Annotated in this window: 22 protein-coding genes; 10 read left to right on the top strand and 12 right to left on the bottom strand. The window is 60.9% G+C overall.

The window, feature by feature from the left end; all coding sequences use genetic code 11:
* The first annotated feature begins 29 nt into the window (after positions 1 to 29).
* Positions 30 to 1136 carry a hypothetical protein gene (locus IPP95_02565; GenBank protein QQS73130.1) on the top strand — a complete coding sequence of 369 codons (1107 nt, stop codon included), beginning with the start codon at positions 30 to 32 and terminating at the stop codon, positions 1134 to 1136.
* On the top strand, positions 1136 to 2113 hold the full coding sequence (locus tag IPP95_02560; protein QQS73129.1) for a hypothetical protein: 978 nt from the start codon (positions 1136 to 1138) through the stop codon (positions 2111 to 2113). The genes IPP95_02565 and IPP95_02560 overlap by 1 nt, the downstream gene beginning before the upstream one ends.
* Positions 2114 to 2193: 80 nt before the next feature.
* Here IPP95_02560 and IPP95_02555 read toward each other — a convergent pair whose 3' ends face one another.
* Both IPP95_02555 and IPP95_02550 read right to left on the bottom strand, forming a co-directional pair.
* Positions 2194 to 2946: a TerC family protein gene (locus IPP95_02555; GenBank protein QQS73128.1), complete on the bottom strand. Its 753-nt coding sequence runs from the start codon at positions 2944 to 2946 to the stop codon at positions 2194 to 2196.
* 48 nt (positions 2947 to 2994) lie between these two features.
* Complete coding sequence (locus IPP95_02550; GenBank protein QQS73127.1) at positions 2995 to 4521, bottom strand: glycosyltransferase family 39 protein; 1527 nt, start codon at positions 4519 to 4521, stop codon at positions 2995 to 2997.
* A 63-nt stretch (positions 4522 to 4584) separates the two neighbouring features.
* Between IPP95_02550 and IPP95_02545 the strand changes: the two genes are divergently transcribed.
* Complete coding sequence (locus IPP95_02545) at positions 4585 to 5250, top strand: hypothetical protein (protein QQS73126.1); 666 nt, start codon at positions 4585 to 4587, stop codon at positions 5248 to 5250.
* Here the strand turns inward: IPP95_02545 and IPP95_02540 are convergent.
* Positions 5228 to 6028 (bottom strand): SDR family NAD(P)-dependent oxidoreductase, encoded by an 801-nt coding sequence (locus IPP95_02540; protein QQS73125.1) that lies wholly within the window; start codon positions 6026 to 6028, stop codon positions 5228 to 5230. The genes IPP95_02545 and IPP95_02540 overlap by 23 nt on opposite strands.
* Positions 6029 to 6123: 95 nt before the next feature.
* The gene (locus IPP95_02535; GenBank protein QQS74177.1) at positions 6124 to 6852 is read right to left on the bottom strand and encodes a phytanoyl-CoA dioxygenase family protein; all 729 of its coding nucleotides are present in this window, start codon (positions 6850 to 6852) and stop codon (positions 6124 to 6126) included.
* 209 nt (positions 6853 to 7061) lie between these two features.
* Between IPP95_02535 and rimK the strand changes: the two genes are divergently transcribed.
* Entirely contained in the window at positions 7062 to 7940 is an 879-nt protein-coding gene (gene rimK, locus IPP95_02530) for a 30S ribosomal protein S6--L-glutamate ligase (protein QQS73124.1), read from the top strand.
* Positions 7941 to 8016: 76 nt separating this feature from the next.
* On the opposite strand, the gene IPP95_02525 is transcribed toward rimK, so the two are convergent.
* Positions 8017 to 8451 (bottom strand): STAS/SEC14 domain-containing protein, encoded by a 435-nt coding sequence (locus tag IPP95_02525; protein QQS73123.1) that lies wholly within the window; start codon positions 8449 to 8451, stop codon positions 8017 to 8019.
* A gap of 260 nt (positions 8452 to 8711) precedes the next feature.
* Between IPP95_02525 and IPP95_02520 the strand changes: the two genes are divergently transcribed.
* The 4 genes from IPP95_02520 (at position 8712) to IPP95_02505 (ending at position 13098) form a co-directional block, all read left to right on the top strand.
* Entirely contained in the window at positions 8712 to 8960 is a 249-nt protein-coding gene (locus tag IPP95_02520) for a hypothetical protein (GenBank protein QQS73122.1), read from the top strand.
* A 118-nt stretch (positions 8961 to 9078) separates the two neighbouring features.
* Entirely contained in the window at positions 9079 to 9669 is a 591-nt protein-coding gene (locus tag IPP95_02515; protein QQS73121.1) for an ORF6N domain-containing protein, read from the top strand.
* A 124-nt stretch (positions 9670 to 9793) separates the two neighbouring features.
* Positions 9794 to 11329, top strand: a complete 1536-nt coding sequence (gene guaA / locus IPP95_02510; protein QQS73120.1) for a glutamine-hydrolyzing GMP synthase — start codon at positions 9794 to 9796, stop codon at positions 11327 to 11329.
* Positions 11326 to 13098, top strand: coding sequence for a LysM peptidoglycan-binding domain-containing protein (locus tag IPP95_02505; protein QQS73119.1), 1773 nt, complete (start codon positions 11326 to 11328; stop codon positions 13096 to 13098). Before guaA ends, IPP95_02505 begins: the two co-directional genes overlap by 4 nt.
* 138 nt (positions 13099 to 13236) lie before the next feature.
* On the opposite strand, the gene IPP95_02500 is transcribed toward IPP95_02505, so the two are convergent.
* Positions 13237 to 13527 carry a DUF3817 domain-containing protein gene (locus tag IPP95_02500; protein ID QQS73118.1) on the bottom strand — a complete coding sequence of 97 codons (291 nt, stop codon included), beginning with the start codon at positions 13525 to 13527 and terminating at the stop codon, positions 13237 to 13239.
* A 357-nt stretch (positions 13528 to 13884) separates the two neighbouring features.
* Here IPP95_02500 and IPP95_02495 point away from each other — a divergent pair, with 357 nt between their 5' ends.
* Positions 13885 to 14898 (top strand): iron ABC transporter permease, encoded by a 1014-nt coding sequence (locus IPP95_02495; GenBank protein QQS73117.1) that lies wholly within the window; start codon positions 13885 to 13887, stop codon positions 14896 to 14898.
* Positions 14895 to 15671, top strand: coding sequence for an ABC transporter ATP-binding protein (locus IPP95_02490; GenBank protein QQS73116.1), 777 nt, complete (start codon positions 14895 to 14897; stop codon positions 15669 to 15671). The genes IPP95_02495 and IPP95_02490 overlap by 4 nt, the downstream gene beginning before the upstream one ends.
* Before the next feature lie 287 nt (positions 15672 to 15958).
* Here the strand turns inward: IPP95_02490 and mscL are convergent, their stop codons facing one another.
* From mscL to IPP95_02460, 6 genes are all read right to left on the bottom strand, one after another.
* On the bottom strand, positions 15959 to 16381 hold the full coding sequence (gene mscL / locus IPP95_02485; GenBank protein QQS73115.1) for a large-conductance mechanosensitive channel protein MscL: 423 nt from the start codon (positions 16379 to 16381) through the stop codon (positions 15959 to 15961).
* A 49-nt stretch (positions 16382 to 16430) separates the two neighbouring features.
* Positions 16431 to 18287 carry a DUF349 domain-containing protein gene (locus IPP95_02480; GenBank protein ID QQS73114.1) on the bottom strand — a complete coding sequence of 619 codons (1857 nt, stop codon included), beginning with the start codon at positions 18285 to 18287 and terminating at the stop codon, positions 16431 to 16433.
* A gap of 128 nt (positions 18288 to 18415) precedes the next feature.
* On the bottom strand, positions 18416 to 19882 hold the full coding sequence (locus tag IPP95_02475) for a SpoIIE family protein phosphatase (GenBank protein ID QQS73113.1): 1467 nt from the start codon (positions 19880 to 19882) through the stop codon (positions 18416 to 18418).
* A 74-nt stretch (positions 19883 to 19956) separates the two neighbouring features.
* Positions 19957 to 20727, bottom strand: coding sequence for an enoyl-CoA hydratase/isomerase family protein (locus tag IPP95_02470; protein ID QQS73112.1), 771 nt, complete (start codon positions 20725 to 20727; stop codon positions 19957 to 19959).
* 12 nt (positions 20728 to 20739) lie between these two features.
* Positions 20740 to 21675, bottom strand: a complete 936-nt coding sequence (locus IPP95_02465) for a hypothetical protein (protein QQS73111.1) — start codon at positions 21673 to 21675, stop codon at positions 20740 to 20742.
* A gap of 77 nt (positions 21676 to 21752) precedes the next feature.
* Positions 21753 to 23060, bottom strand: coding sequence for a T9SS type A sorting domain-containing protein (locus IPP95_02460; protein QQS73110.1), 1308 nt, complete (start codon positions 23058 to 23060; stop codon positions 21753 to 21755).
* Positions 23061 to 23122: the final 62 nt, after the last annotated feature.

Genomic DNA, 23122 nt, shown 5'->3' with positions numbered 1-23122 from the left:
AGAGGTGTTATCAAACTGAACCCGGAGTGATGATAAGACCCCTGACATTCGTGTTGGCGTTCGCTACGCTCAGTGCTTACGGCCAGCTGGCCCATGGTGGTGCCCCGATCGGATGGGGTGGTTCCGCGATACATGCGGCCTTGTGGCCTGCCACGGAGCTGGGCGCCGTGGATCCGGTGGCGGCCACAACAGCTGCCGATACAGCAGGCGCCCCCGGGGGCTTCCGATTTGGCATCCAGCGCATGGTGAACGTGGACATGATCGCCCAAGGGCAATGGAACGCGACGGCCGATGGGGGAAGGGTATGCCGGTACACGGTCAAAAGCAGCGGCGCGGTGATGATGAGCGTGCAGTTCAGCGTGTTCAGGCTACCATGGGGCGGTCGGCTTTTTCTCTATGACGAGGGGCGGACCCGTTTTCTGGGCGGGTTCACACAGGCCAATGGGCAGCCCAATGAGGAATTTGCCACGGCTTTGCTTCCGGGCGACGCAGTGACGATCGAATATCAGGAACCTCCGGGTGCGGTGCCCGCACAGATCAATTTGGCCGGCATCACCCATGCATGGCGCAGCATTCATGCACCTCAGGCATCATCGGAGCGCGATCTCGACCCCGGCTATCAAAGCCTGCCGTGCCATAACAATGTCGCATGCCCCATTGCCGCGGATTGGCAGCAGCAGAACCATGCTACGCTGTGGTTCGTAATGCCGGACGGCCGCGGTTGCAACGGTACCTTGCTGAACAACACCGCTGAGGACGGAACGCCGTACGTGCTTATCGCCAACCATTGCTACCAGCCCACTGAATCGCAGTGGATCTTCTACTTCAACTACCAAAGCCCGACCTGTGTGGGGGACACGGGCCAGACCGCCCAGACCCTTTCTGGCTCGGTGCGGCGCTCCATCCTCTATCATGGCGATTACTGCCTGATGGAGATCAATGAAGATCCCCCTGCCAGCTTCAACGCCTACTATGCCGGATGGGACAACAGCGGGAACCCGCCACAGAGCGGAGCCACCATCCTCGATCCGCAGGCCGATGTGAAGAAGATCTCCTTCTTTAACACGCCGGCGACCACCTACTATGCCGACGTGGAGCAGATCCCTGTTGGCAGGTCTACTGGTACAACGGAATAGTGGAGTCCGGTGCCAGTGGTGCCCCGCTCTTCGACCAGAACAAGCGCGTGGTGGGGCATATGGTAGGGGGGGTGCAGACTTGTGAAACTGCCACCACGATCCCATCATACTGTTCCAAATTCAGTGAAAACTGGGATGGAGGCACCGGTCCATCATCCCGCTTACGTGATTGGCTGGATCCCGCCAACACCACCGTTGCAATGGACGGGTATGACCCCAACGGTTCCCCGGCCATGGTCGAAGTACGGCTTAAGGCGATGTTGCAAGGGCCTTTTGTTCCGGCTTCCGTCATGATGTCCACCGCATTGAACGATGCGGACCTGGTGCCTTTGATCGAGCCTTATAGCGCGTTGGGCTATGTACACCATGGCGATGGTGGTGGTGAATCCACTTCTCAGGTCGTGCTGGACGTCACCGGTCCGGAACGCGTGGTGGACTGGGTAGTGGTGGAACTACGGGACAAGAACGACCCCTCGATCATATTGGCCACACGTTCAGGCTTGATCCGGAGGAACGGTACCGTCGTGGACGTGGACGGCGTCAGTGATGTCACCTTCATGGGCCTTCCGGCGGACCAGTATTTTATCGCGTTGAGGCACCGCAACCACTTGGGCATCATGACCGCGACAGCCCGGTCCTTGTCCGATATCGGCTCCATGACCGACCTGACCGATGGCACTGTTCCGATCCATGGCGATGGCGACGCCACCACGCTCATCGGTACCTCCCGATGCCTCTGGGCGGGGGATGCGGACAACAACGGCGTATTGCGGTACACCGGACCGATGAACGACCGGGACCCGCTGCTGGTGCGAATTGGCGGCACCCTTCCCACGGAAGTTTACATTGGGTCAGCCCAGGAGGACCTGAACATGGACGGTGCGGTGAAGTATACCGGTGCCGCGAACGACAGGGACCTGCTGCTATCGAATATCGGTACCACCCCGACGGGAACACGCACGGACCAGTTGCCGTAGCGCTCCTGGCCGCGGCCCGATGGGCAGCTCGACAACTTCCGATGAACATCGGGACAACTGACACGCAATACCTGAACGGGCTATTCCTCCTGCCCTTGGCGCTTGGCGTTCTTCCGCATTCTCAGGTTCAGGAACTCCACCAGCACGCAGAAGCCCATGGCCGCATAGAGGTAGTTCTTGTCCACGTGCAGGCCTAAGCCGTCCAAGAACAAGACCACACCGACCATCAGCAGGAAAGCCAGTGCCAGCACTTTCACGGTGGCATGGCGGTTCACGAAGTCGCTGATCAGTTCCGCGGCCAGCAGCATGATCACCACGGCGATCATCACGGCCAGCACCATGATCAGCAGCTCGTTGCTCATGCCCACCGCCGTGATCACGGAGTCCAATGAAAAGACGATGTCGAGCAGGACGATCTGCAACACGACCAGGGCCAACGTGGTGGGCGCGCGTGAATGACCTTCCTTCTCCTTGATGAACTCCACTTTGTGCCAGATCTCCACCGAGGCCTTCCAGATCAGGAACAGCCCGCCACTGATCAGTACAAGGTCCTTGCCCGTGAACGGCATGGAGCCGATGTGAAAGAGCGGCTCCACCAAGCGCATCATCCAGCTAAGAGTGAGCAAAAGCAAGATCCGGGTGATCAGCGCGAAGGCCAGGCCGAGGCGACGTGCGCGCGCCTGCCGCTCCTTGGGCAGCTCGCCGCTGAGGATGCTGATCATTACGATGTTGTCGATGCCCAGCACGATCTCCAAGGCCGTAAGCGTGAGCAACTGTATCCACCCTTGGGAGGTGAGGAACACGGAAAAGTCAAGATCGTGGAGCGGGAGCATGCTGGATGGGGGGCGAATTTACCGGCCCGCCCGTTGTCCTATGAAAAGTCAGTCCCCAGTGGGTGTTCCAAAGGCATAGATCGTGATCACCACGTTGCGGTTCACCGGGTTCAGCCAGTGCATCACACGGTCCAGCAGGCCCGGTTCAGCACGGCCGATCAACCGCATCGGTCCCAAGGCGTCCTCCACATGTTTCACACGGCTGCCCAACTGCTCCTTTCCGATGAACAGCACCATGTCCGTCCCCGCGCCGAGCTGGGCCGCGATGGCCTTCACGTCCGCGTCAGGGTCCGTGAGGACCTTTTGCGTGACATGCCATTGCCCGAGGTAGAACAGCGGCAACATCGGCGGGTCTTGTTCAGCGGTGTCCTCGATGATGACCCCATGGACCGGCCGGTCGCGCAACATCAGCATGGCCTCCACGCGTTCCCGTTTGCTGTAGCTGAAGCACAACGGCACTAACAGCACGATGTTCAGCGCCCACGTCCAGGCCAGCACGCCCCGCCACAGGCCGCGGTGGCGCTGCCACCAGCTGCTTTTTTCCCGGAACGTTTCCCAGACCGTGTAGCCGAGGACCAGCACCATAGGCACGATGGTGAGGATGAACCGCTCCTGCTTGTTCGGGAACAGCGAGTGGAAGAAGAGGAAGCTGAACACCGGGAGCCAGATCAGCAAAGGCTTGGGCCGCTTGAAGAAGCCGAACAGCACCGCCAGGGAGAAGGGCGGGATGAAGATCCCCGCCAGCACCAGCAGGTAGTTGTACCACGGTTGGTCGAAATAAGTGGTGGAATTGGCCAGGTTGTACCGCACGTATTCGGTCATCTCCGCGAATGGCCGGCCCCAGATGAACATGTCGATGCCCGCCTGTACCAGCACCACGGGGATCAGCATCCCCACGCCGAAGAGCACGGCACCGCGCACATCGCGCAGCAACAGGAGGGCGAGGCCCGCGCCGCAGCCGAAGAAGGCCGACTGGAATCGCAGGTCGATCGCTAGCCCGGCGAACATCCCCGCGACCAGCGCATCCTTCCACGTGGGCCGCGCGACGGTGCGGATCAACCACCATGCGCACAACATCAGCGGCGGGATGCTCACCATCTCCACCAAGTTGCGGACGGAAAGGAAGGGCATGAAGAAGAACAAGGCGAGGAACAGCCCGCAGCGCCAGGCCACCTCCGGTGTGGAAAGGCGCAAGGCGATCCGGTAGCCCGCCCGCACCGTGATCAAGCTCCACAGCGCATGGAGCAGCCGCACCAGCACCATCTTCCAGGAAGGGTCCGTAAGGCCCAGCCAACCGCACAGTTTGAAGAGCAGGAAATGGAATCCCGGATACAGCATCATGTGGCCCGACGGCACCGGATCCGCGCCCTGGTTCCACGGCAGCCAATTGTTGTAGTCGAAACCGTCCACCCAGCTCTGTGCCGCCTCGATCACCAAGAAATGGTCGTCCTGTGCGAAGTAGCCGCCCGAGAAGATCGCCGCGACCACACGTGGCAAAAGCGCGATCAGCGTGAGCCAGAACAGGGGGCGCTGTTTCATCCCCGCGACAAAGTCCTTCATGCGCATGTTCTCCACGGGGGCAAATTAGCCACTGTCCGAGCGAACGTTGAGCAAATGTCTCACCTACTTTCGGCCACCATGACCGCAACAGGGCACCACGCGCCATTGACCTGGCGCAAGGCGTTGGCGATCCCCGCCTTTTCCCGGGCCTTGCTGGTGGCTGCTGCTGCGGGCATCGCTGTGGCCGTTGCGCTCCCGCGTTTCTTTGATCGGATCCAAGGCAAGCCTGGCAGCCTGATGCACGATCCGGTATTGGCCGCATGGATGGCGCAAGATGTTTCCGATCTCACCTTCACGGTGATCTACGGTACGTTGGTGATCGTGATCGCTTCGGTGGCGCGCTCGCCCATGCGCATCCTGCACGGTCTGTCAGCGTATGTGCTGATGCTGCTGCTCCGCATGCTCGCCATGAGCCTCTTCACGTTGGAGCCACCGCCCGGCATCATCCCGCTCGTTGATCCGTTCACACAGGTCTTTTATCCGGGAACCACACCTTTTCTGAAGGACCTGTTCTTTTCCGGCCACACGGCCACGCTGACGATCATGATCCTCCTGGCCCGGAAAGGTCCGGTACGCTGGTTCGCGGCCTTTTGTATGGCGGCGGTGGGCTCCCTCGTGCTGGTGCAGCATGTCCACTGGACGGTGGACGTGCTCGCTGCGGTCCCGGCAGCTTGGCTGGCATGGATCGCCGCGGGGGCGATCCTGCGGAAGGCCGGTCTGCCTACTTCTGCGGTAGCCGACTGAGGTAGATCCCGCTGGCCAGGCGCTCGTTCACCCCGGTGGGAAGCCAGCCCTGCACCGTGGCGGTGATGCGGTTCAGCAGCCCCGGCACCACTTCGGCCTTGCCCTTCAGCATGGCCTTCACCGCGCTCTTGGCCACCGGCTCCGGTCCGGTGCCGAATTTCCGTGCGAGGTCGTCCATCGCCATCATGCCCGCGCGCTGGGTGAAGCCCGTGATGATGCTTCCCGGGCAGACCGCGGTCACCGTCACCGGGCCCTTCTTCAGCTCGATCCGCAACGAACGGGACCAAACGCGCACGAAGGACTTGCTCGCGGCATACACGGCCAAGGTGGCCATGGGGGAATAGGCCGTCATGCTGGAGATGTTCAGGATGTAGGCGCGCTCGGCCTTTTTCAAGGTGGGGAGCAGTCGGTGCGTCAACTCCACGGGAATGTCCATGTTCAGCCGCATCATGCGCAGTTGGTCCTCCACGGGCAACGCATCGAAAAGCCCCCACAGGCCTTGCCCGGCATTGTTCACGATGCAGTTCAGCGGCAGCTTCAGTGAATTCACCCGGTCCGCCAGGCGCCCGGCGGCGTCAGCGGTGAAGAGGTCGGCCGCGAGCACTTGTGCCCTGCCGCCGTTGAGCGCACCGGCCTCCGCTGCCACCTTCTGCAAGGCTTCCTCGGACCGCGCCACCAGCAGCACGCCGAAGCCGTGCCCCGCCAATTCCAATGCGATGGCGGCCCCAAGGCCTTGGCTGGCTCCGGTGATCAGGGCGTATCCGCGGTCTTCGTTCATGGTCGTTCAAAACTGGAGGTGATGCCTGACGCGGTGCGTCAAGTTCCCAAGATCGATCAGGTCATGCGGTCAGCGCCACGTGAGGGCACATGGCCTCACTTCACAAAGTGGTGGAAGCGATGATAGAACGGGGTGGGGCTCTTCTCCGACTTCGGTGTGTACTTCCCTGCGATGATGGGGATGTACATCACCCGCCTGCGGCTCGCGTCACCCGTCAGGCTGCTCTTCTCCACCCGGTGCCAGCAGCGGCCGTCATGCACGGTAAGGTCGCCCGCCTTGATGTCGAAGGCCACTTCGTTCGGGTCCGGCTCGTTGTCCAAAAAGTTCTTCTTGCGGAAGAGCATGTTCCACATGTTCTGTTCCTGGGTGCCCGGCAGCAGGCGGAGCCCGCCGTTGCGCGGGTCCTGGTCGTCCAAGTGGATGCCCACGTTCAGCATCGGCAGGATCTTCTTGCCGAGGAAGATGTCCCGAACGCTGTCCGTATGCCAGCCCATCTGGGTGAACTTGCTCGCGTCGGTGTTCACATAGTGGTTCACCACTAAGCCGTCCTTCTCGTTGATGCCCAAGCGGGCCTGCGGACCCACGAAGCCCAGCAGCGTATTGAAGCGCGGGTCTTTGAGGAACTCCGCCAGCACGGGGCTCTGCTGGTTGGCGAAGGCGAAGCGCTGAACGATCCGCTTGCCGTCCACATCGTTGCCGTACTTGATGGGCACGCCATTGACTTTCTCCCGGTTCTCCGTGATCCATTCCGCCTGCACCATTTCAACCGCGCTCCAGATGGCCGCAACGGTCTCTCGCGTGATGAAACCCGGAAAATGGATCATGCCGTGCTTCGCGAAGGAGCTTTTCTGCTCCTCCGTAAGTGCTGTGCCCAGCGGAGTGCTGGCTTCAATGATGCGTGCCACTGGTGGTGCGTTAAGACCCGACGAATGTAGGATACAGGCCGATAGGTTGTAGCCAACTGTTGCAAAGGTTGTAAGACCCCGGTGGTGTGGATGACGGCCCTTTAGCTTTGCCGTCCTTCCCGTACCCCATGAAGATCGCCATTCTGTCCCGCAATGCCAAGCTGTATTCCACTCGTCGCATCGTAGAGGCGGGCCGTGCCCGGGGCCATGAAGTAGCCGTGCTGGACCATGTGAAATGCGACCTGGTGATCGCACCGAAAGACCCGCATGTGGTCTACAACGGGGAACGTTTGGCGCTGGTGGATGCCATCATCCCGCGCATCGGCGCCAGCGTCACTTTCTACGGGGCCACGGTGGTGCGCCAGTTCGAGTCCATGAAGATCTTCACCACCATGGAGAGCCAGGCGCTGGTGCGCAGCCGCGACAAGCTGCGCAGCCTGCAGATCCTCAGCCGCGCCGGGGTGGACATGCCCCGGACGGTCTTCACCAACTACAGCAAGGACGTGGCCGGCGTGGTGGAACGCGTGGGCGGTGCGCCCTGCATCATCAAGCTGCTGGAGGGTACCCAAGGGTTGGGAGTGGTACTGGCCGAATCCCGCAAGGCGGCCACAGCTGTCATCGAGGCGTTCAACAGCCTCAAGGCCCGCGTGATCATTCAGGAGTTCATTGCCGAGGCCCGTGGGGAGGACATCCGGGCCTTCGTGGTGGACGGTGTGATCGTGGGCGCCATGAAGCGCACAGGTAAGGATGGCGAGTTCCGCAGCAACCTGCACCGTGGCGGAAAGGCCGAACTGATCGATCTTTCCGAGGAGGAAAAGCACATCGCGATCCATGCCGCACGGGCCTTGGGCCTCAAGGTGGCCGGCGTGGACATGCTGCAAAGCTCCAAAGGCCCCTTGGTGATCGAGGTGAACGCCTCCCCGGGCCTGGAGGGCATCGAAAAGGCTACGGGCAAGGACATCGCAGGCGAGATCATCGCCTACGTGGAACGGGGGGCGAAACACTGAACCGGGACTGCTTGGTACGTTTGTGAGATCGAGGTCCGCCCGCGCTTGTCGCGCAAACAAGGCCCAGAGCAATAGCTCACATCACCAATGCTTTCCCGCCGATCCACTCCAGCGCCTCCTCGGCCGTGCGGAACCAGGCCACCTCGAAGGTGAGCTGCCCTTGCACCGCCGTGAAGGAGCGCTCCACGCTGGTCTGGTTGAAGTAATCCTTGGAGGCAATGATCGCCATGCGCTCCAGCCCCGTACTGAACAAGCGCGGGAACCAGGTCTCGTTCGCCCACTTCTCATCCGCCTGCATGATCGCCGTCATCTCCCGCAGGTCCGCGATCCAGTAGCGGACCTCCTTGTGCGCCTCCATGAACTCCAGCGCTACCGTCAAGCCGTGCCGGTACTGGTCACTGCGCGCATGGCCGTTCCACGTTAGCCGGATCCACCGGTGGGCGACGTTGGATGTGATCCGGAGGAAGGGCTCCTCGAACAGGACGATCTCGGATAGCGCGTTGGAGGACATGGTGGGGTGTTCTCAGATACCTTGGTAAAGTTAGGGGATCTGGACCGGCCCGATCCCTCAGGGCACGGGAGGACGGCTATTCGCTGGACGTGCTGGTCGGCCTAACTCCCGCGCCAGAGTTTGTGTAACGTGATCACGAATGAAGACCGCATGCGGCTACTACGGTCAATAGCCGTGCTGAACCTGAAGAAGCTGCCCGGATCTGACTCAAGCGATATGCCACCGTCATTGTTCACGCAAGGCATTTCTCCAAGCAGTTGGTGAAACAGTTGGAATTGCTGGACCCGGATGTCATTGTCATCGCTGGTGTGGATCTGCAATGGGATGATACGCTGGTGAAGGTCTTGCCGAAGAATACCTATTGGAATTGGACGGAATGGCGAGGACGACATCGGCTCTTCATCCAGACGTGGCATCCCCAAGCGCGGAACGGAAAGGACAAGTTGAGCCTTGCCCGCATTGAAGAGGCGATCAAGGAAGTTAAACTGAACGGGTCATGGCGACATTAGCCCATTCTCAACACAAGTGACCGTCCACGCTCTTGCGCCTGTCCACCCAAGCCAACATTCACAAAAGGCACGAGCGTGAACGCTCGCCCCAGTGAAGGACACCTTCTATCTTCGCTACATGTCCCAAAAGTCCGATGTGCAGATCCCGGATGAGGTGCTGGAGCGTAGGATCCACTTCATCCGTGGCCAGAAGGTGATGCTGGACCGTGACCTTGCGGAGCTGTATGGCGTGGAGGTGAAGCAACTGAAGCGCCAAGTGAAACGGAACGCTGCCCGTTTCCCGGACGACTTCATGTTCGAGCTTTCCAAGGCCGAACTGGAAAATTGGAGGAGCCAATTTGGCACCTCCAATCCAAGCATCAAGCAGGGTCTGCGTTATGCGCCCTACGCCTTTACCGAAAACGGTGTCGCGCAACTGTCGAGCGTCCTGAACTCCGAAAGGGCCATCGCGGTGAACATCCAGATCATCCGGCTCTTCACCCGCATGCGTGAAATGCTCCTCACGCACAAGGACCTGATCTTGGAATTGGAGAAGCTGAGGAACAGCTCCAAGGAACACGCGGGCAAGATCCAAGTGATCTTCCGCTACTTGAAGCAGATGGAAAAGCGCGAGACCGAGCGCGTGCTTCTGGCACAGATCGCCAAGGAAAAGATGAAGGCGCGGCCAGAAGCGGGATATAAGCGCATGGGACGGAAGAAGGAAGAGTGAACGGGGCCATAGCCTGATCCGCCTCTGGCGGTCAGCGCGAGTTGCCGGTCCGTTGCCACCGCCCATCCGAACCCCGCGAATACCTTTGGCGGCCCGATAAGTATCGGGCCAACCATTTCTCCCCTTGCAGACCAAGATCCTCATCCTCGACCACGGATCGCAGTACACCCAGCTGTTGGCGCGCCGCGTCCGTGAGCTGGATGTTTATTGCGAGATCCATCCCTTCAGCTCCGCCAGCCGCTTTGCGGACGACCCTTCCGTGAAGGGCGTGATCCTCAGCGGCAGCCCGGCCTCTGTTTTTGACGAGGGTGCTCCGGACACGGACCTGAAAGGCCTGCAAGGGAAGGTGCCCGTGCTGGCGGTGTGTTACGGCGCGCAGCTTTTAGCCAAGCGCGCCGGTGGGCAAGTGGTGCGCAGCGATGTGCGCGAATACGGGCGCGTCTTCTTGGACAACATCTTTGTGCAACAGCCGCTCTTCAAGGGCATCCACGCCGGAACACAGGTGTGGATGAGCCATGGGGACAGCATCCTCGCTGCGTCGGACGCCATGGAGATCCTGGCCGGCACCCATACCGTGCCCGTGGCCGCTTTCCGCTTGAAAGGGGAGGACACTTTCGGCGTGCAGTTCCACCCGGAGGTATTCCATTCCACGGACGGCCTGCAACTGCTGCGGAATTTCGCTTTTGACATCTGTAACTGCCCGGCGGACCATTCGCCCAAAGCTTTTGTGGAGGAGACCGTGGACGCCCTGCGGGAACAGCTCGGCGAGGACCATGTAGTGCTCGCATTGAGCGGCGGCGTGGACAGCTCCGTGGCGGCCATGCTGTTGGACAAGGCCATCGGCAAGCGCCTCCATTGCATCTTCGTGGACAACGCGCTGCTGCGCAAAGGCGAGTTCGAGCAGGTGCTGACGAGCTACCGCCACATGGGCCTCAACATCAAGGGCGTGGACGCGAAGGAGAAGTTCCTCACCGCAATGAAAGGGCTGGACGACCCGGAGGCAAAGCGCAAGGCCATCGGCCGCACCTTCATTGAGGTGTTCGACGCGGAGGCCAAGCTGATCAGCAACATCAAGTGGCTGGCGCAGGGGACGATCTATCCGGATGTGATCGAGAGCGTGAGCGTACATGGCCCCAGTGTCACCATAAAGAGCCACCACAATGTGGGCGGGCTTCCCGCGCACATGAAACTGAAGGTGGTGGAGCCGCTGCGCTCCCTCTTCAAGGACGAGGTGCGCCGCGTGGGCAAGACCCTCGGATTGGATCCCACCATCCTCGGCAGGCATCCGTTCCCCGGGCCGGGCCTGGCGATCCGCATCCTCGGCGATATCACTGCGGAAAAGATCGCCCTGCTGCAGGAGGTGGACCACATCTTCATCCAAGAGCTCCGCGATGCAGGGCTGTACGATCAAGTGTGGCAGGCCGGTGCCATCCTCTTGCCCGTGCGCAGTGTGGGCGTGATGGGCGATGAGCGCACCTACGAGAACGCCGTGGCCCTGCGCGCCGTCACCAGCACGGACGGCATGACCGCTGACTGGTGCCACCTGCCCTATGAGGTTTTGGCACGGATCTCGAACAGCATCATCAACAAAGTGAAGGGCGTGAACCGCGTGGTGTATGACATCAGCAGCAAGCCGCCCGCCACCATTGAATGGGAATGATCCGCAGACTGCTCCTTCTTGTCCTGTTCGCAGGTGCCTTCACCATGGCCTCTCTTGGTCAGGAGATCCGCACCGTGGACGGCGAAAAGTACATCGTCCACACGGTGGAGGCGGGGCAGACCTTGTTCGGCATCAGCAGGCACTTCGCGGTAGAGCTCGATGCGATCACCGAGGCGAACCCCGGAGCGGAACAGGGCCTCAGCATCGGGCAGGTGCTGCTGATCCCGCGCAAGGCCCAGTCCAAAAAGGACCTGAAGACGGCTCCCGAGCTGAACGACGGGGAACTGCTCCATACGGTCACAAAAAAGGAAACGCTTTACGGCATCGCCCGGAAATACGGAGTGGACCAAGAGGACCTGAGGCGGCTGAACCCGGACCTCTCTTATGGCCTGCGGATCGGTATGGTGCTCCGCATTCAAGTGGCCCGCAGCACGGCCGCACCGCCCATGGCCGTACTGCCTGCCGTAATGGACCGCGATGAGTTCCATCGAGTGCTACCGGGGGAAACATTGTATGCTTTGAGCAAGCAGTTCGGCGTGTCCGCGGATTCGATCAAGGCCGCGAACGGAGGCCTGCCCGAAGGGCTGAAAGCGGGCATCTATGTGCGCATCCCGCGCGGCACTAAAGCAGTTACGGACAGCACGATCATCACGGAGGCGTTGCCGCGACCATCGCTCTCGATGCGCCGCCGGATCGCTGTGCTATTGCCTTTCACCGCAACGGCCCAGGATACCGCCGCGACCGGCGAGGATGGCGAGCGCTTGGCCTCCGTGACCGAGGCCGCCGTGGAGTTCCGCGCCGGAATGGCCATGGCCTTGGACAGCTTGCAGGCCCAAGGATTGAACGCGGACGTGCTGGTGTTCGACACCGGGATGAAGCCTGCACAATGGGACCCCGTGCTAAAGAGCGACGCGATGCGTGGCATGGATATGTACATCGGGCCGTTCCATCGTGCGGCCATTGAAAGCCTCGCGCGTGTTTCCGGGGGTGCTCCCATCATTTGTCCTGTGCCGCAGAGCAACAAGGTGATCTTGGGCAACCCTTCGGTGAGCAAGGCCATAGGCGGCAGGACCGACCGCCTGAAGCTGATGGCCCGCTATATCGCGTTCCACCACGCGGCGGGCAATGTCATGCTCCTGAAACCGGACATTTTCAGCGAACGTGATGTGCAGGGGCTCATGGAGCGGGAACTGCAACAAGCCCTGCTGGCGCAACCCGCCAAGCTGCGGGATTCACTCCTAGTGGTGCCTTGTGGACGTCGCGATGTTGCCGCCGCCGTGGCGAAGTTGGACCCCGTCCGGCCCAATATTCTGGTGGTCCCGAGCGAGGATGTGGAGTTCGTGACCACCGTGTTGACCAAGTTCATGGCACTGGTGCCCAAGTACAAGATCACGGTCTACGGTCTGGACACGTGGACGAACATGAGCACGCTGGATGTAAACGCCTTGATGAAGTTGAACGTGCATCTGCCGGCCAATGCTTTCATCGATCGCTCTTCCCCGGCGGTGAACGCCTTTGTCGCCGCGTACCGCACCCGCTTCCGCAATGAACCCGGCGAATATGCCTTCCTCGGTTATGACGTGGCGACGTATTTCATCCGGGCGGAAATGCAGTTCGGGGAAGATTTTCCGAAGTTCTATGCCCAGGTGCATGCCAAGCCGCTCTACTTGGATCTCAGGATGCAGAAGCTGGGGCCTGAGAACGGATGGAGCAACTCCAGCGCGGTGATGCTGGAGTACTTGCCGGGCGGGCTTTTACTGGCCAAGTGATCTGCGGAGGTGCGGGGATGAAGGTTTATCCGCAGATCTCGCAGATGGACGCAGATAGAATGCCCGAGGCATAAGTTCCGGTTTCACCCAACGCACGCAACGCAGTGTGATCCGATAACGAACTGTCCGACCGGATCTTCACCGGAGCCAGCGGCGCTCCAGCACGAAGGTGCCGAAGGGCAGGAGCGAGGCGATGCCCACGCCATAGATCCGTTCCATGGGCCATTTCAGCCGGGTGAACAGGGGAATGGCCAGCAGGATATAGCTGATGAAGAGCACGCCGTGCGCCCAGCCGACGTATTTCACGGCCAAGGGCATATCGGCCATGTACTTCAGGGGCATGGCGATGAAAAGCAGGACCAGAAAGCTGATGCCTTCAAGGATGGCCACTAAGCGGAAGCGGCGGATCGTGGGAGGATGTTCCTTCATTGGGGCCGCAAAGATCGCCCATGTACAGGATGCCCGGTCATGGCAGAGCAACGATTCGTTCGCGGGCAGGCCCATCCCCTTTTCCGGTCAAGGAATTCCACAAGAGTACTGGGGTTTCCCCTCCTTTTTTCAAGGAGGGGCAGGGGTGGTGTATTCGTGTGGCCGGACCACCCCCAACCCCTCCTTATAGGAAGGAGGGGAGACGGATCCTCAGGCGCGTTTCGTGGGGAATACCAATGACAGTCCCCTCAATTTCTCAAAAGAGGGTACTGGTTCCGTGATCAAAATGAAAGAAGAAGAGGTGATAGCCCTGCTTGGCCGGAACGTGCCTTGGCACATGCCATCTAAGTTTGCCGCATGCGGGGCAAAGGTTGGTGGTCGGTGGTGTTCGCGGCGCTTGGCGTGCTGTTGGCGCTGCTCAGCCTGGCCATCGGGAGCGTGCACGTGCCGTTGGATGCGGTGTGGAATGCGCTTTTTTACACCGGGCAAGGGCCCTATGATGTGATCGTGCTGCAGGTGCGCTTGCCGGAGATCCTCACCGCAATAATGGCCGGTGCCGGATTGGCCGCGGCTGGTCTGCTGATGCAGACGACCTTCCACAATCCCTTAGCGGGCCCCGGAGTGCTGGGCATGACCGGAGGTGCGGCCTTGGGCGTGGCCTTGGTGATGCTGGCCCAGCCGCTCTGGGCGATGCTGCCGCTCCCGCAGGACCTGATGATCACGGTAGCGGCGTTGGCCGGTGCCATTGCGGTGCTGCTCTTGATCGTTGCCGCCGACCGGCGCGTGGGCGACGGGATCACGCTGCTGATCCTCGGCCTGATGGTGGGCTACCTCTGTTCCGCGTTGGTGAGCGTGCTGCAGGCTTCCAGCGAGGCCCGCGTGTTGAAAGGCTTCGTGCTCTGGGGCATGGGCTCCTTCGCCGGTATGGACCTTGCACGGTTGCCTTGGCTGGCGGCGCCCGTGCTGATCGGCTTGGTGATGGCGGTGATGCTGATCAAGCCGCTGAACGCGATGCTGATCGGCGATGATCATGCGCGCAGCATGGGGGTGGACGTAGCCCGTGTCAGGCGGCGCGCCATCTGGGCCACGGGCCTGTTGGCCGGAAGCATCACGGCGTTTTGTGGCCCCATCGCCTTCCTCGGCTTGGCCGTACCGCACGTGGCCCGCGCCTTTCTGCGCACCGCCGACCACCGCGTGTTGATGCCCGCGACGATCGTGCTCGGCGTGGTGCTCGCTTTGTGCTGCGACCTCATCGTGCGCGGTGCGGGAACGGAAATGATGCTGCCGTTGAACGCGGTGACGAGCCTTTTGGGCGCACCGGTAGTGTTGTGGGTGCTGCTCAGTGGCAGAAAATGGGCACGGCAAGGATGACGGACACGAGCCTCCTTCGCGCCGAAGATCTCACTGTGGGTTATGGTCGCACGCCTTTGCTGGAGGGCATCCGCTTGGACCTGCCCTCCGGCAGCCTCACTGCGTTGATCGGCATCAACGGCATCGGGAAAAGCACGTTGCTGCGTACGCTGGCCGGGCTGCATCCGCCCATGGTGGGCGAGGTTCTCTTGGACGGAACGAACGTCCACACAATGTCCGCCATGGAACGGGCACGCCGCATTGCGGTGGTGCTTACTGGAAGGCCACAGGTGGGCATGTTGGACGTGGAGACCTTGGTGGGCTTAGGGCGGCAGCCGTGGACCGATCGCTGGGGACGCACCACGGCCGCCGACAAGGAAGCGGTGGAAAGCGCGCTGGAGCGGTCCGGGGCGATCGCGTTGCGCCATCGGGAAGTGATAGCGTGCAGCGACGGCGAATGCCAGAAGGTGCTGATCGCACGGGCCATGGCACAGGCCACGCCCGTGCTACTGCTGGATGAGCCCACGGCATTCCTCGATCTGCCGAACCGCGCGGAGATCGTGCGCATGTTGCGGTCCATAGCACACGGCGAGGGGAAGGCCGTGCTCTTCAGCACTCATGATATTCAATTGGCCCTGGACCTCTGCGACCGGGTGATCCTGATGCGGAGCGGGGAGGGGTTATGGCAAGGAACGCCAAGGGAATCCCTGGTCTCCGGTGAACTGGAACGAGCGTTCTCCAGCAGCGGGGTGCGTTTTGATCCGGGCAACGGAACGCACCGTTTCCTGCCTTGATGATATCAAAGCCCGGGATACAATGAACTGGACACCCTTTCGCGACCCCGGCTCGAGGGCCGGGGTGACAATCATGTAAGGATCGTGTGCTCGATTAGCCGCGCCCAGCGCAGCTATTCGAGCACACGATCCAAAAACGAACTTAATTCCGGGCTGTCATCCCGGCCAACGAGCCGGGACGGAATCGCGAAAGAGTTTAAGCATGCACTATCTCGGCCACAAGCGGCATTAAAACGAGAAAAGCCCCGACTAATGCCGGGGCTTTTCAATGCGGAAATGATCTGTCCCTACTTCTTCAGCAGGTCGCGGATCTCCATCAACAATTTCTGGTCATCGGTAGGGCCTGCAGGAGCGGCTGCTGCCTCGGGAGTCTTCATCCGGTTCACGGCTTTCACCACCATGAACATCACGAAAGCGACGATGATGAAATCCACAGTGGCTTGTAGAAAGTCGCCATACAGCACAGCCACCTCTGCAATTCCGGGCGTGGTAACGGCACCTGCGGCATCCTTTACCTCCGGTATACCATCGCGGAGCACCAATTTCAGGTTATCGAACTTCACATCGCCAGTGATCATGCTGATCAGCGGGGTGACGATGCCACCGGTGAATGAGGTTACCAAGCGCGTGAAGGCGGCACCCATCACGAAACCGACCGCGATGTCGACGAGGTTGCCCTTCATCGCGAACTCCTTGAACTCCTTAAGCATTCCCATTTGGTCCGTGTTTAGGTGTGTATGGCGCGAAAGTAGGTCGGTATCAGGCGTTGGCTTCGTTGGAAGAGCTCGCGGCCTCTTCCGGCTGTGCGGCCCGCATCTCGGCGCGTAGCTGCTTGTGCTGGGTCTTCAAGCGGTCGATCTCCTGCCTTGTGCGGTCCAACTTGCCTTCCATGTCTTTTTTCATGGCCGCGCCCGCAGCGCTCTTGAAATTGAACTTGCCCATGTTCTCCTCGCCTTGGCGCACTTCGATCTCCAACTCCTCGATCTTGCGCTTCACGAAGCGGCTCTCTTTTTCTATGCGCTCCTTGCCGTCCGGGGCGGTGGCCATGTCCTGCACGCGGTTCTGGAACGACATGTTCCGCCGCTCCCCGTCGTTCATTTTCAATTGCCCGTATTGCTTGTCCAGGGCGGTCCGGTAGCGCGTGCTCAGCCGGTCGTAATGTTTTGGTGAAATACGGCCGCCATTGAGCCAGCGCCCGCTGAAGGCTTTCAGGCTTTCCATGTCCGCGTTGCGGTCGCCGGTGAGGGTGAAGTTCTCGATCTCGGCGATCAGGGCGTCCTTTTCCTTGGCGTGCTCCGCCTGTTCGGCGTCCTGCTGGTCGAAGGAGGCGCTGCGGGCCTTGAAGAAGGCGTCACAGGCTTCGCGGAAGCGGCCCCACAATTTGTGCTCGTCGCGCTGGCCCGCGCTGCCGGCCTCCTTCCATTGGTGTTGCAGGGCTTTCAACTTGTCCGCCGTCTGCCGCCACGCGGTGCTGTCCTTCAGTTCGATGGCCTCGGTGATGAGCGCTTCCTTCTTCACCCGCACGGCCTTGTACTGGTCCTTGATGGCCGCATAGTGCGCGTTCTTCCTGTCGAAGAAGACGTTGCAGGCATCGCGGAACTCCCGCCAGATCCGTTCGTTGTCCTTCTTGGTGGCAAAACCGATGTTTTTCCAAGCGTTCTGCAGTTCCAGGACCTGATCGGTCAACGTTTTCCATTCGTTGGTCGAGAGGCTTTCGGCCTGCTTCCCCAGTTCGGCCACCTTCTCCACCAGGGCCTGCTTGGCGGCCAAATTGGTCTCGTGCTCGGCACGGCGGGCCTTGTAGTGGTCGTTGATGCGGTCGTACACCACGCGGGTGGCGTTCCAGAAGGCTTCGCTGACGGCCTCGCGGTCTTCCTTGGTCACCGGGCCGATCTGGTGCCACTTGTCCTGGTATTCCTTCACAAGGTTCTCCGCCTCCCGCACGCTGTCCACCCGCTGCACGGCCTCCATGTCCGCCACCAATGCCTGCTTCAACGCCGTGTTCTTTCGCAGATCATGGTCGCGGAGCTCCTGGTAGATCCTGATGTGGTAGAAGAATTCCTCGCGGAGCTGGCTGTACTCATGCTGCAGTTCGCGATAGCTCTGTTGCGGGATCGGGCCGATGTGTTTCCATTGGTCGCCCATCTCGGTGAACCGCTGGAAGGCATTTCCGATGTTCTCCTCGTTGGCGATCAACGCCCGGAGCTCGGTCATGAGCGCTTGCTTCGCGGCCAAGTTGTCGTTCTCTTCCTTCTGGCGCTTCCGACGGATGTCGTTCACCTTGGTGTTGAAGGCGTCCAGCAGTTGCTTGAACTTCTTGTCATCCTCGCTGGTGAGCTGTGCGGATTCAATGGGCTGGTGGGCAGCCACCGGAACGATCGGCTCAGCTGCTGGCGGTGGACCCACCCGTTCTTCCGCATCTTCCACCACTTCGGGTGCGGCCGCTTCCTCCTCTTCTTGGGCTTCCGCAGCTCTGGCCTCCGCCTCGGCTTTCTCCGCTGCTACCAGGTCCTCGTATGCTTCCTTCACCGTCTCGACCGCCTCGGACGACCGTTCCACGTCCGGCTGTTGGAGCAATTCCTCCATACGGCCGATCAACTCGCTTTTCGTTGCCATGCTATTCCGGATGGCGGCCCTCATTGTGCGTGGCCGCGCCACCAAATATAGAAGGCTCAGGTCAGTTCGGCGGCGATCGATCAACGTTGCGCACGTACCGGGTCCGCGAAGTGGTGCAATACCTCTTCCTAAACGGCGATCCCGAGCACGCAAACATCATCCAACTGGGGCTGCGTTCCCTTCCATTCATTGAAGGCGCGGTCCAGCGCTTCGGCCTGCATGGCCATGGGCAGGCCGTGGTTGGCCAGGAGGATCTCGTTGAAGCGCGCGGCCATGAATTTCTTCCGGTCCGGCCCGCCGAACTGGTCCACATAGCCGTCGCTGAAGAGGTAGATGTTGTCGCCTTCGTGGTAGGCGATGCGGTGTACGCTGAATTTGCGTTGGGTGCCATGTTGTGATCCGCCAACCGGCTTTCGGTCCCCGTTGATCACCGTGAGCTGTCCTTCATGCATCCAGTACAAGGGGCGGAAGGCACCGGCGAAAAGGATCTCCTTCGCTTTCCGGTCGATGCGGCACAAGGCGATGTCCATGCCGTCCCCGGCGCCGGTACGCCGCCCTTCCTGGTTGAGCGTGCTGATCAACCGCTGGTTCAGCTCGCCGAGCAGTTCCGCCGGGTCGTGGCCCTGAAGGTCCCGGGCCAGGTCGTTCAACAGGGAACATCCGATCGCGGCCATCATGGCGCCGGGAAGTCCGTGCCCCGTGCAATCCGCGGCCGCGACCAAGCATTCGTGCTCGCTGATCCGATGGTACCAATGGAAGTCGCCGCTCACCACGTCACGGGGGCGGTTCAGCACGAAGAAATCGTCGAACTGCTCGCGGAAGCGCTCCGGTGAAGGGATCAGCGCGGACTGGATCTTTCCCGCATAGGCGATGCTGTCGGTGATGCCGTCGTGCCGCACCTGCAGGTTGCTACGCTCGTCTTCCTCGTGACGCACCAAGCGGCCCACACGGCGGAAGAGCAGGAGTCCGATCACCGCGAACAGCAAACCGGTGATCCCGATCTCCCGGACCAGCTGCGCGTTGGTGTCGGTGCGGAGCAAGGCCAATGGTGATCGGGCCACGAGCGCGGCAACGACCTTGCCTTGTGCATCAGTCACCGCATCGATGGCGATCAGCTCACCGGCCCGGGTGATGCGCAAGGGCTTGTTCCCGTTCCGCTGGAGATAGCTGCGGATCTCCGTGGCGGCCGGGCCGGTGTACGCATTGCGTAGTTCCGGCCGCTCTGCCGAGGTCACCACCGTCTGCAATTCCTGCTTCTGTGCGTCGTATGCCACAATGACCAAGGGCGAGGTGAGGCCCGCGGCATCGGCGCTTTTCTGCAAGTCACCGTGCTGCACGTAGTACCAGGCGTCCTGGGTGTTCTTCACCAGCATGCCGCGTGAATCGTAGGTCTTCAGCAAGCGTGTGATGCGGCCGCCGTCCAATTGCGCGGAGAGGGTGCCGGTAACGCCTGCCAGCCGGGCCATGGTCTGCTCCTGCATCGCCTCTTTTTCACCCCGGTGCGAACGGAAGATGACGGTCACACCGATCAACAGCGAAGCTCCATAGAGCATCAACAGGACCTTGCGGGAGGTGGTGGCGAAATACTTCTTCACGGCGGGGCGCCCGTCCGCTTGATGAACAGGCCCGCGTTCCTACGTAAAAAAGGGTGGTAGAGTTGTGACCGATCCTATCGGGCGGCCGTCTTCCGCTTGAACTCCGCGATGGCGTTCCGCGTGAACTCGGAAAGTACCAGCCTGCCGCTGACGGCCGCACGCTCCGGCAACAGGCTGCCCCAGTCCTCGGTGCCGCGCCACATGATGCGCTTCAGTTCCGCCATGGCCTCCGGGCTGTATGCGCTCAGCTCAAGGGCATGGGCCGCCACGGTCTTATCCAGCTCTTCAGTCTTGTCGAAGATCTCGGCATACAGGCCCCTTTGTTCGGCCCATTCCGCCGTGCGCCAAGCCGCAGGGGTGGCGCTCATAAAGCCGAAAGCGGCCGTGCCGATCTTGCGTTCCACCGCCGGGCCCACCACGAACGGTCCGATGCCGATGGCGAGCTCGCTCAGCTTCACCGCGGCGCTTTCATGCGCGTAGCACACGTCCATTGCGGCGGCAAGGCCCACGCCACCACCCACGGCCTTCGCCTGCACGCGGCCGATCACGAAGCAGGGCACCGTGCGGATCGCATTGATCACCAAGGCGAAGCCGTTGAAGAAGGCCAAGCCGGCCGCCTCATCATCGATCGCCATCAGCTCATCAAAGCTGGCACCGGCGCAGAAGGCTTTTTCGCCTTGGCTCCGAAGTACGATCACGCGGACGCTTTTCTCAGCACCGGCCTGCTCGATGTTCTTCGCCAATGCGGCAAGGATGTCGGCGGGCAAGCTGTTGCTCTTGGGGTGAAAAAAAGTGACGGTGGCAATGCCGTCGGCGATCGCGGTCTTCACAAAGGCTTCGTCCATGGGATGCAGTTGTTAGCGGTCGCGAAGATCGTGTTCTTGCGTTTGTGGTGGTGAAGGACGCGGGGCTTTCAACATGAACCACGGAGAGGTCAGGTACTCGTTGCTGTAACTCTTCGCACAAGAACAATCCTCTTTGACCGGCTTTCCGGGGAAAACGAGCTGGTAAGCCGTGATCCGATTTTGGAGATAGAGCGGGGTCATGGTAACAAAGGGACTTCCGGGAGAACCCCGGAAAAGGGTTTTTCGAAATGTTTTTGCCGAGGGGTTGTCCATGAATGAGAAGTTCAACCAAGTCGCCACGACAAGGAGCGGGTCGTGCAGAGGAGGGCGCCAGCCGTCGAACAGGCAGAGTGACATGTGGTACTTGAAGTGCATGCCGAGCATGCGTTCCGTCATGTAGGAGGGTTTGACCATTGCTGCGTTCCGGACGGGATCGTCAAGAGCCGCTTGAACGGACGGATAGCTCCTGTTGAACCAAACAGCCATCAAGAGCGCGGACGCCAAGCAAAGGCCAACACCGGATGCAAAGAACTTCCGCCATCTGCGCCTTTCGATTGAAGTGACCAGGTGGAAGATGATCTGCGCGAGCAAAAAGTGAGGGAGAAAGACAAGTGCGGCCACCGGCTGCCAGATGGCGAACAAGGGGACGAGGAGCATCATTCTCGGATCCATCATGCCGATGAACACGATGCAATACACGCAAATGCAAGCAGCGATGCCGAGCATGAAGAATACCGGGGCGCGAAAGGTCCGCAGGCGTTCCTTCAGTAAGGGATAGAGTACCACGGGCAGGAACGCGACCACCAGCGCGACCGATGCCCAAGGCACCGGTCGGCAGAAGTACTGGTGTTGCTTGTTGGCAATTACCGCTGCTATGATCAACAGCAAATTCACCAAGGAGAGCCAAGGGGAGGCCATGGCCCGGCCGATCCATTTGCGAATGCGCATCTTGGCAGGAACGGAGATGGCGAGTTGATCAGTACGTGCTGTACACGATCAACACAATAGTGTTCCCCGGATGCCGCCTACGGGATTTTCACGAACGCGATGGGCCGTTGTTTCTGATCCGCATCAAACCGGAGGAAGTACGATCCTGCGGGCAGGTCACTTACGGAGATCGAGGGAGTCGTCCACCGCAATGCCATTGTCCGAAGCACCCTGCCGCTTAGGTCCAGGATATTCACCGCATGCGTTCCCTGATCAAGTCCGCGGACAGTAATAATGTCCGTGGCCGGGTTCGGTGAAAGCAGCAATGCCGGGCCCTTGGAAAGTGCCGCCACCGCTGTGGTGTTGCCTTGAAAGATCCGCTCGTAGTTCTCCGCGAAACTGTACGTGCCGTCGCAGCTTCCGGCCGCGTCCCAATTGATGCTCCAGGTCATCATGCCGCGCAAAGCGGGATAACCGGCGGTCTGGGCCAACGTGTAGGAGCCCGGCTGCGGGCCGGTGCCGTGCAGGTAGCGCAATGCCGCAGCAACGGTGGCCGTATCCGAATAACCGCCGCCCGCCGCATCGGCACAAGCGGGAAGGCCCACGGCGATCTGTTCCGGCGCCAACCCGTTAAAAGGTCCGCCCGAAGTTGTGAAGCCTTGGATCACCGCCTCCGTCTGGCTCACGATAAAATCCGCGGTGCCTTGGTCGTAGATGGCGCCATCGATGCCGTACATGCTGCCGCTGTTGTAAAGCTGCACTTGCAGGATGTCGAGGCGGTCGCGCAGCGCATGGATCAAGGGGAGATAGGCGCCCCAGATGCTGCCGAAAGCACTTTGTCCACCTTGCACGCTGGCCGTTTCCGGGGCCATGGTCAACATCATCGGAGTGCCGGTGTTCAGTTCGAAGGCATCGCCGATGTCCTCGATCGCCTGGATCAGCCGCAGCATCGGCGCATCGATCGGGGTGGTGATCGTGCCGCCGGTGATGCTTATGGAAGCTCCCTCCAGGTCGATGTCGATCCCGTCGAAGCCGAAGTCGGCCAATATCCCCAGCATGCTGGCCGTGAGCTCATCGCGTTCGGCATCGCTGTTCAACTGCACCGTGGCATTGGCCCCTCCGATGCTGATGAGCACTTTGTGGCCGGAGGAGCGCAGAGCGGCCACTTGCGCCGCGAAGGTGGTCGGATCGGTCGCGCTGGGCGTGAATACCATCTGCGACGTTGAGCCGAAAACCGGTTCAGCGAATGAGACCTCGATCACATCGTAGCGCGGATCGATCTGGTCCAAGGATATGTAAGGGGCACCGGCGATGTCCCAGTTGTGCCAGTACCCGATGAGTGCTGGGGACTGGGCGCTCAGCGCACCGACCAAGAAGAAGGTGGAGAGGGATGGCAGCAGCCGCATTGAGCAAACGTAGTGGTTACCACGACCACATGGACCTCGGCAGTTTGGTCAAGCTTTTCCAT

The sequence above is a fragment of the Flavobacteriales bacterium genome, from assembly GCA_016700415.1.
Lineage (GTDB): Bacteria > Bacteroidota > Bacteroidia > Flavobacteriales_F > PHOS-HE28 > PHOS-HE28.
Note: the sequence above shows the minus strand (reverse complement) of the source record. Positions and strands in the feature narration are given on the sequence as shown.

What these genes read in the sequence shown, in the direction of transcription:
- IPP95_02540 (QQS73125.1), bottom strand. Translation starts at nt 6,028, where the DNA reads ATGAACGAAGACCGCGGATACGCCCTGATCACCGGAGCCAGCCAAGGC.
- IPP95_02545 (QQS73126.1), top strand. Translation starts at nt 4,585, where the DNA reads ATGACCGCAACAGGGCACCACGCGCCATTGACCTGGCGCAAGGCGTTG.
- mscL (QQS73115.1), bottom strand. Translation starts at nt 16,381, where the DNA reads ATGCTTAAGGAGTTCAAGGAGTTCGCGATGAAGGGCAACCTCGTCGAC.
- IPP95_02495 (QQS73117.1), top strand. Translation starts at nt 13,885, where the DNA reads ATGCGGGGCAAAGGTTGGTGGTCGGTGGTGTTCGCGGCGCTTGGCGTG.
- IPP95_02565 (QQS73130.1), top strand. Translation starts at nt 30, where the DNA reads ATGATAAGACCCCTGACATTCGTGTTGGCGTTCGCTACGCTCAGTGCT.
- rimK (QQS73124.1), top strand. Translation starts at nt 7,062, where the DNA reads ATGAAGATCGCCATTCTGTCCCGCAATGCCAAGCTGTATTCCACTCGT.
- IPP95_02505 (QQS73119.1), top strand. Translation starts at nt 11,326, where the DNA reads ATGATCCGCAGACTGCTCCTTCTTGTCCTGTTCGCAGGTGCCTTCACC.
- IPP95_02500 (QQS73118.1), bottom strand. Translation starts at nt 13,527, where the DNA reads ATGAAGGAACATCCTCCCACGATCCGCCGCTTCCGCTTAGTGGCCATC.
- IPP95_02480 (QQS73114.1), bottom strand. Translation starts at nt 18,287, where the DNA reads ATGGCAACGAAAAGCGAGTTGATCGGCCGTATGGAGGAATTGCTCCAA.
- IPP95_02515 (QQS73121.1), top strand. Translation starts at nt 9,079, where the DNA reads ATGTCCCAAAAGTCCGATGTGCAGATCCCGGATGAGGTGCTGGAGCGT.
- IPP95_02460 (QQS73110.1), bottom strand. Translation starts at nt 23,060, where the DNA reads ATGCGGCTGCTGCCATCCCTCTCCACCTTCTTCTTGGTCGGTGCGCTG.
- IPP95_02490 (QQS73116.1), top strand. Translation starts at nt 14,895, where the DNA reads ATGACGGACACGAGCCTCCTTCGCGCCGAAGATCTCACTGTGGGTTAT.
- IPP95_02470 (QQS73112.1), bottom strand. Translation starts at nt 20,727, where the DNA reads ATGGACGAAGCCTTTGTGAAGACCGCGATCGCCGACGGCATTGCCACC.
- IPP95_02535 (QQS74177.1), bottom strand. Translation starts at nt 6,852, where the DNA reads ATGATCCATTTTCCGGGTTTCATCACGCGAGAGACCGTTGCGGCCATC.
- IPP95_02555 (QQS73128.1), bottom strand. Translation starts at nt 2,946, where the DNA reads ATGCTCCCGCTCCACGATCTTGACTTTTCCGTGTTCCTCACCTCCCAA.
- IPP95_02465 (QQS73111.1), bottom strand. Translation starts at nt 21,675, where the DNA reads ATGCGCATTCGCAAATGGATCGGCCGGGCCATGGCCTCCCCTTGGCTC.
- IPP95_02525 (QQS73123.1), bottom strand. Translation starts at nt 8,451, where the DNA reads ATGTCCTCCAACGCGCTATCCGAGATCGTCCTGTTCGAGGAGCCCTTC.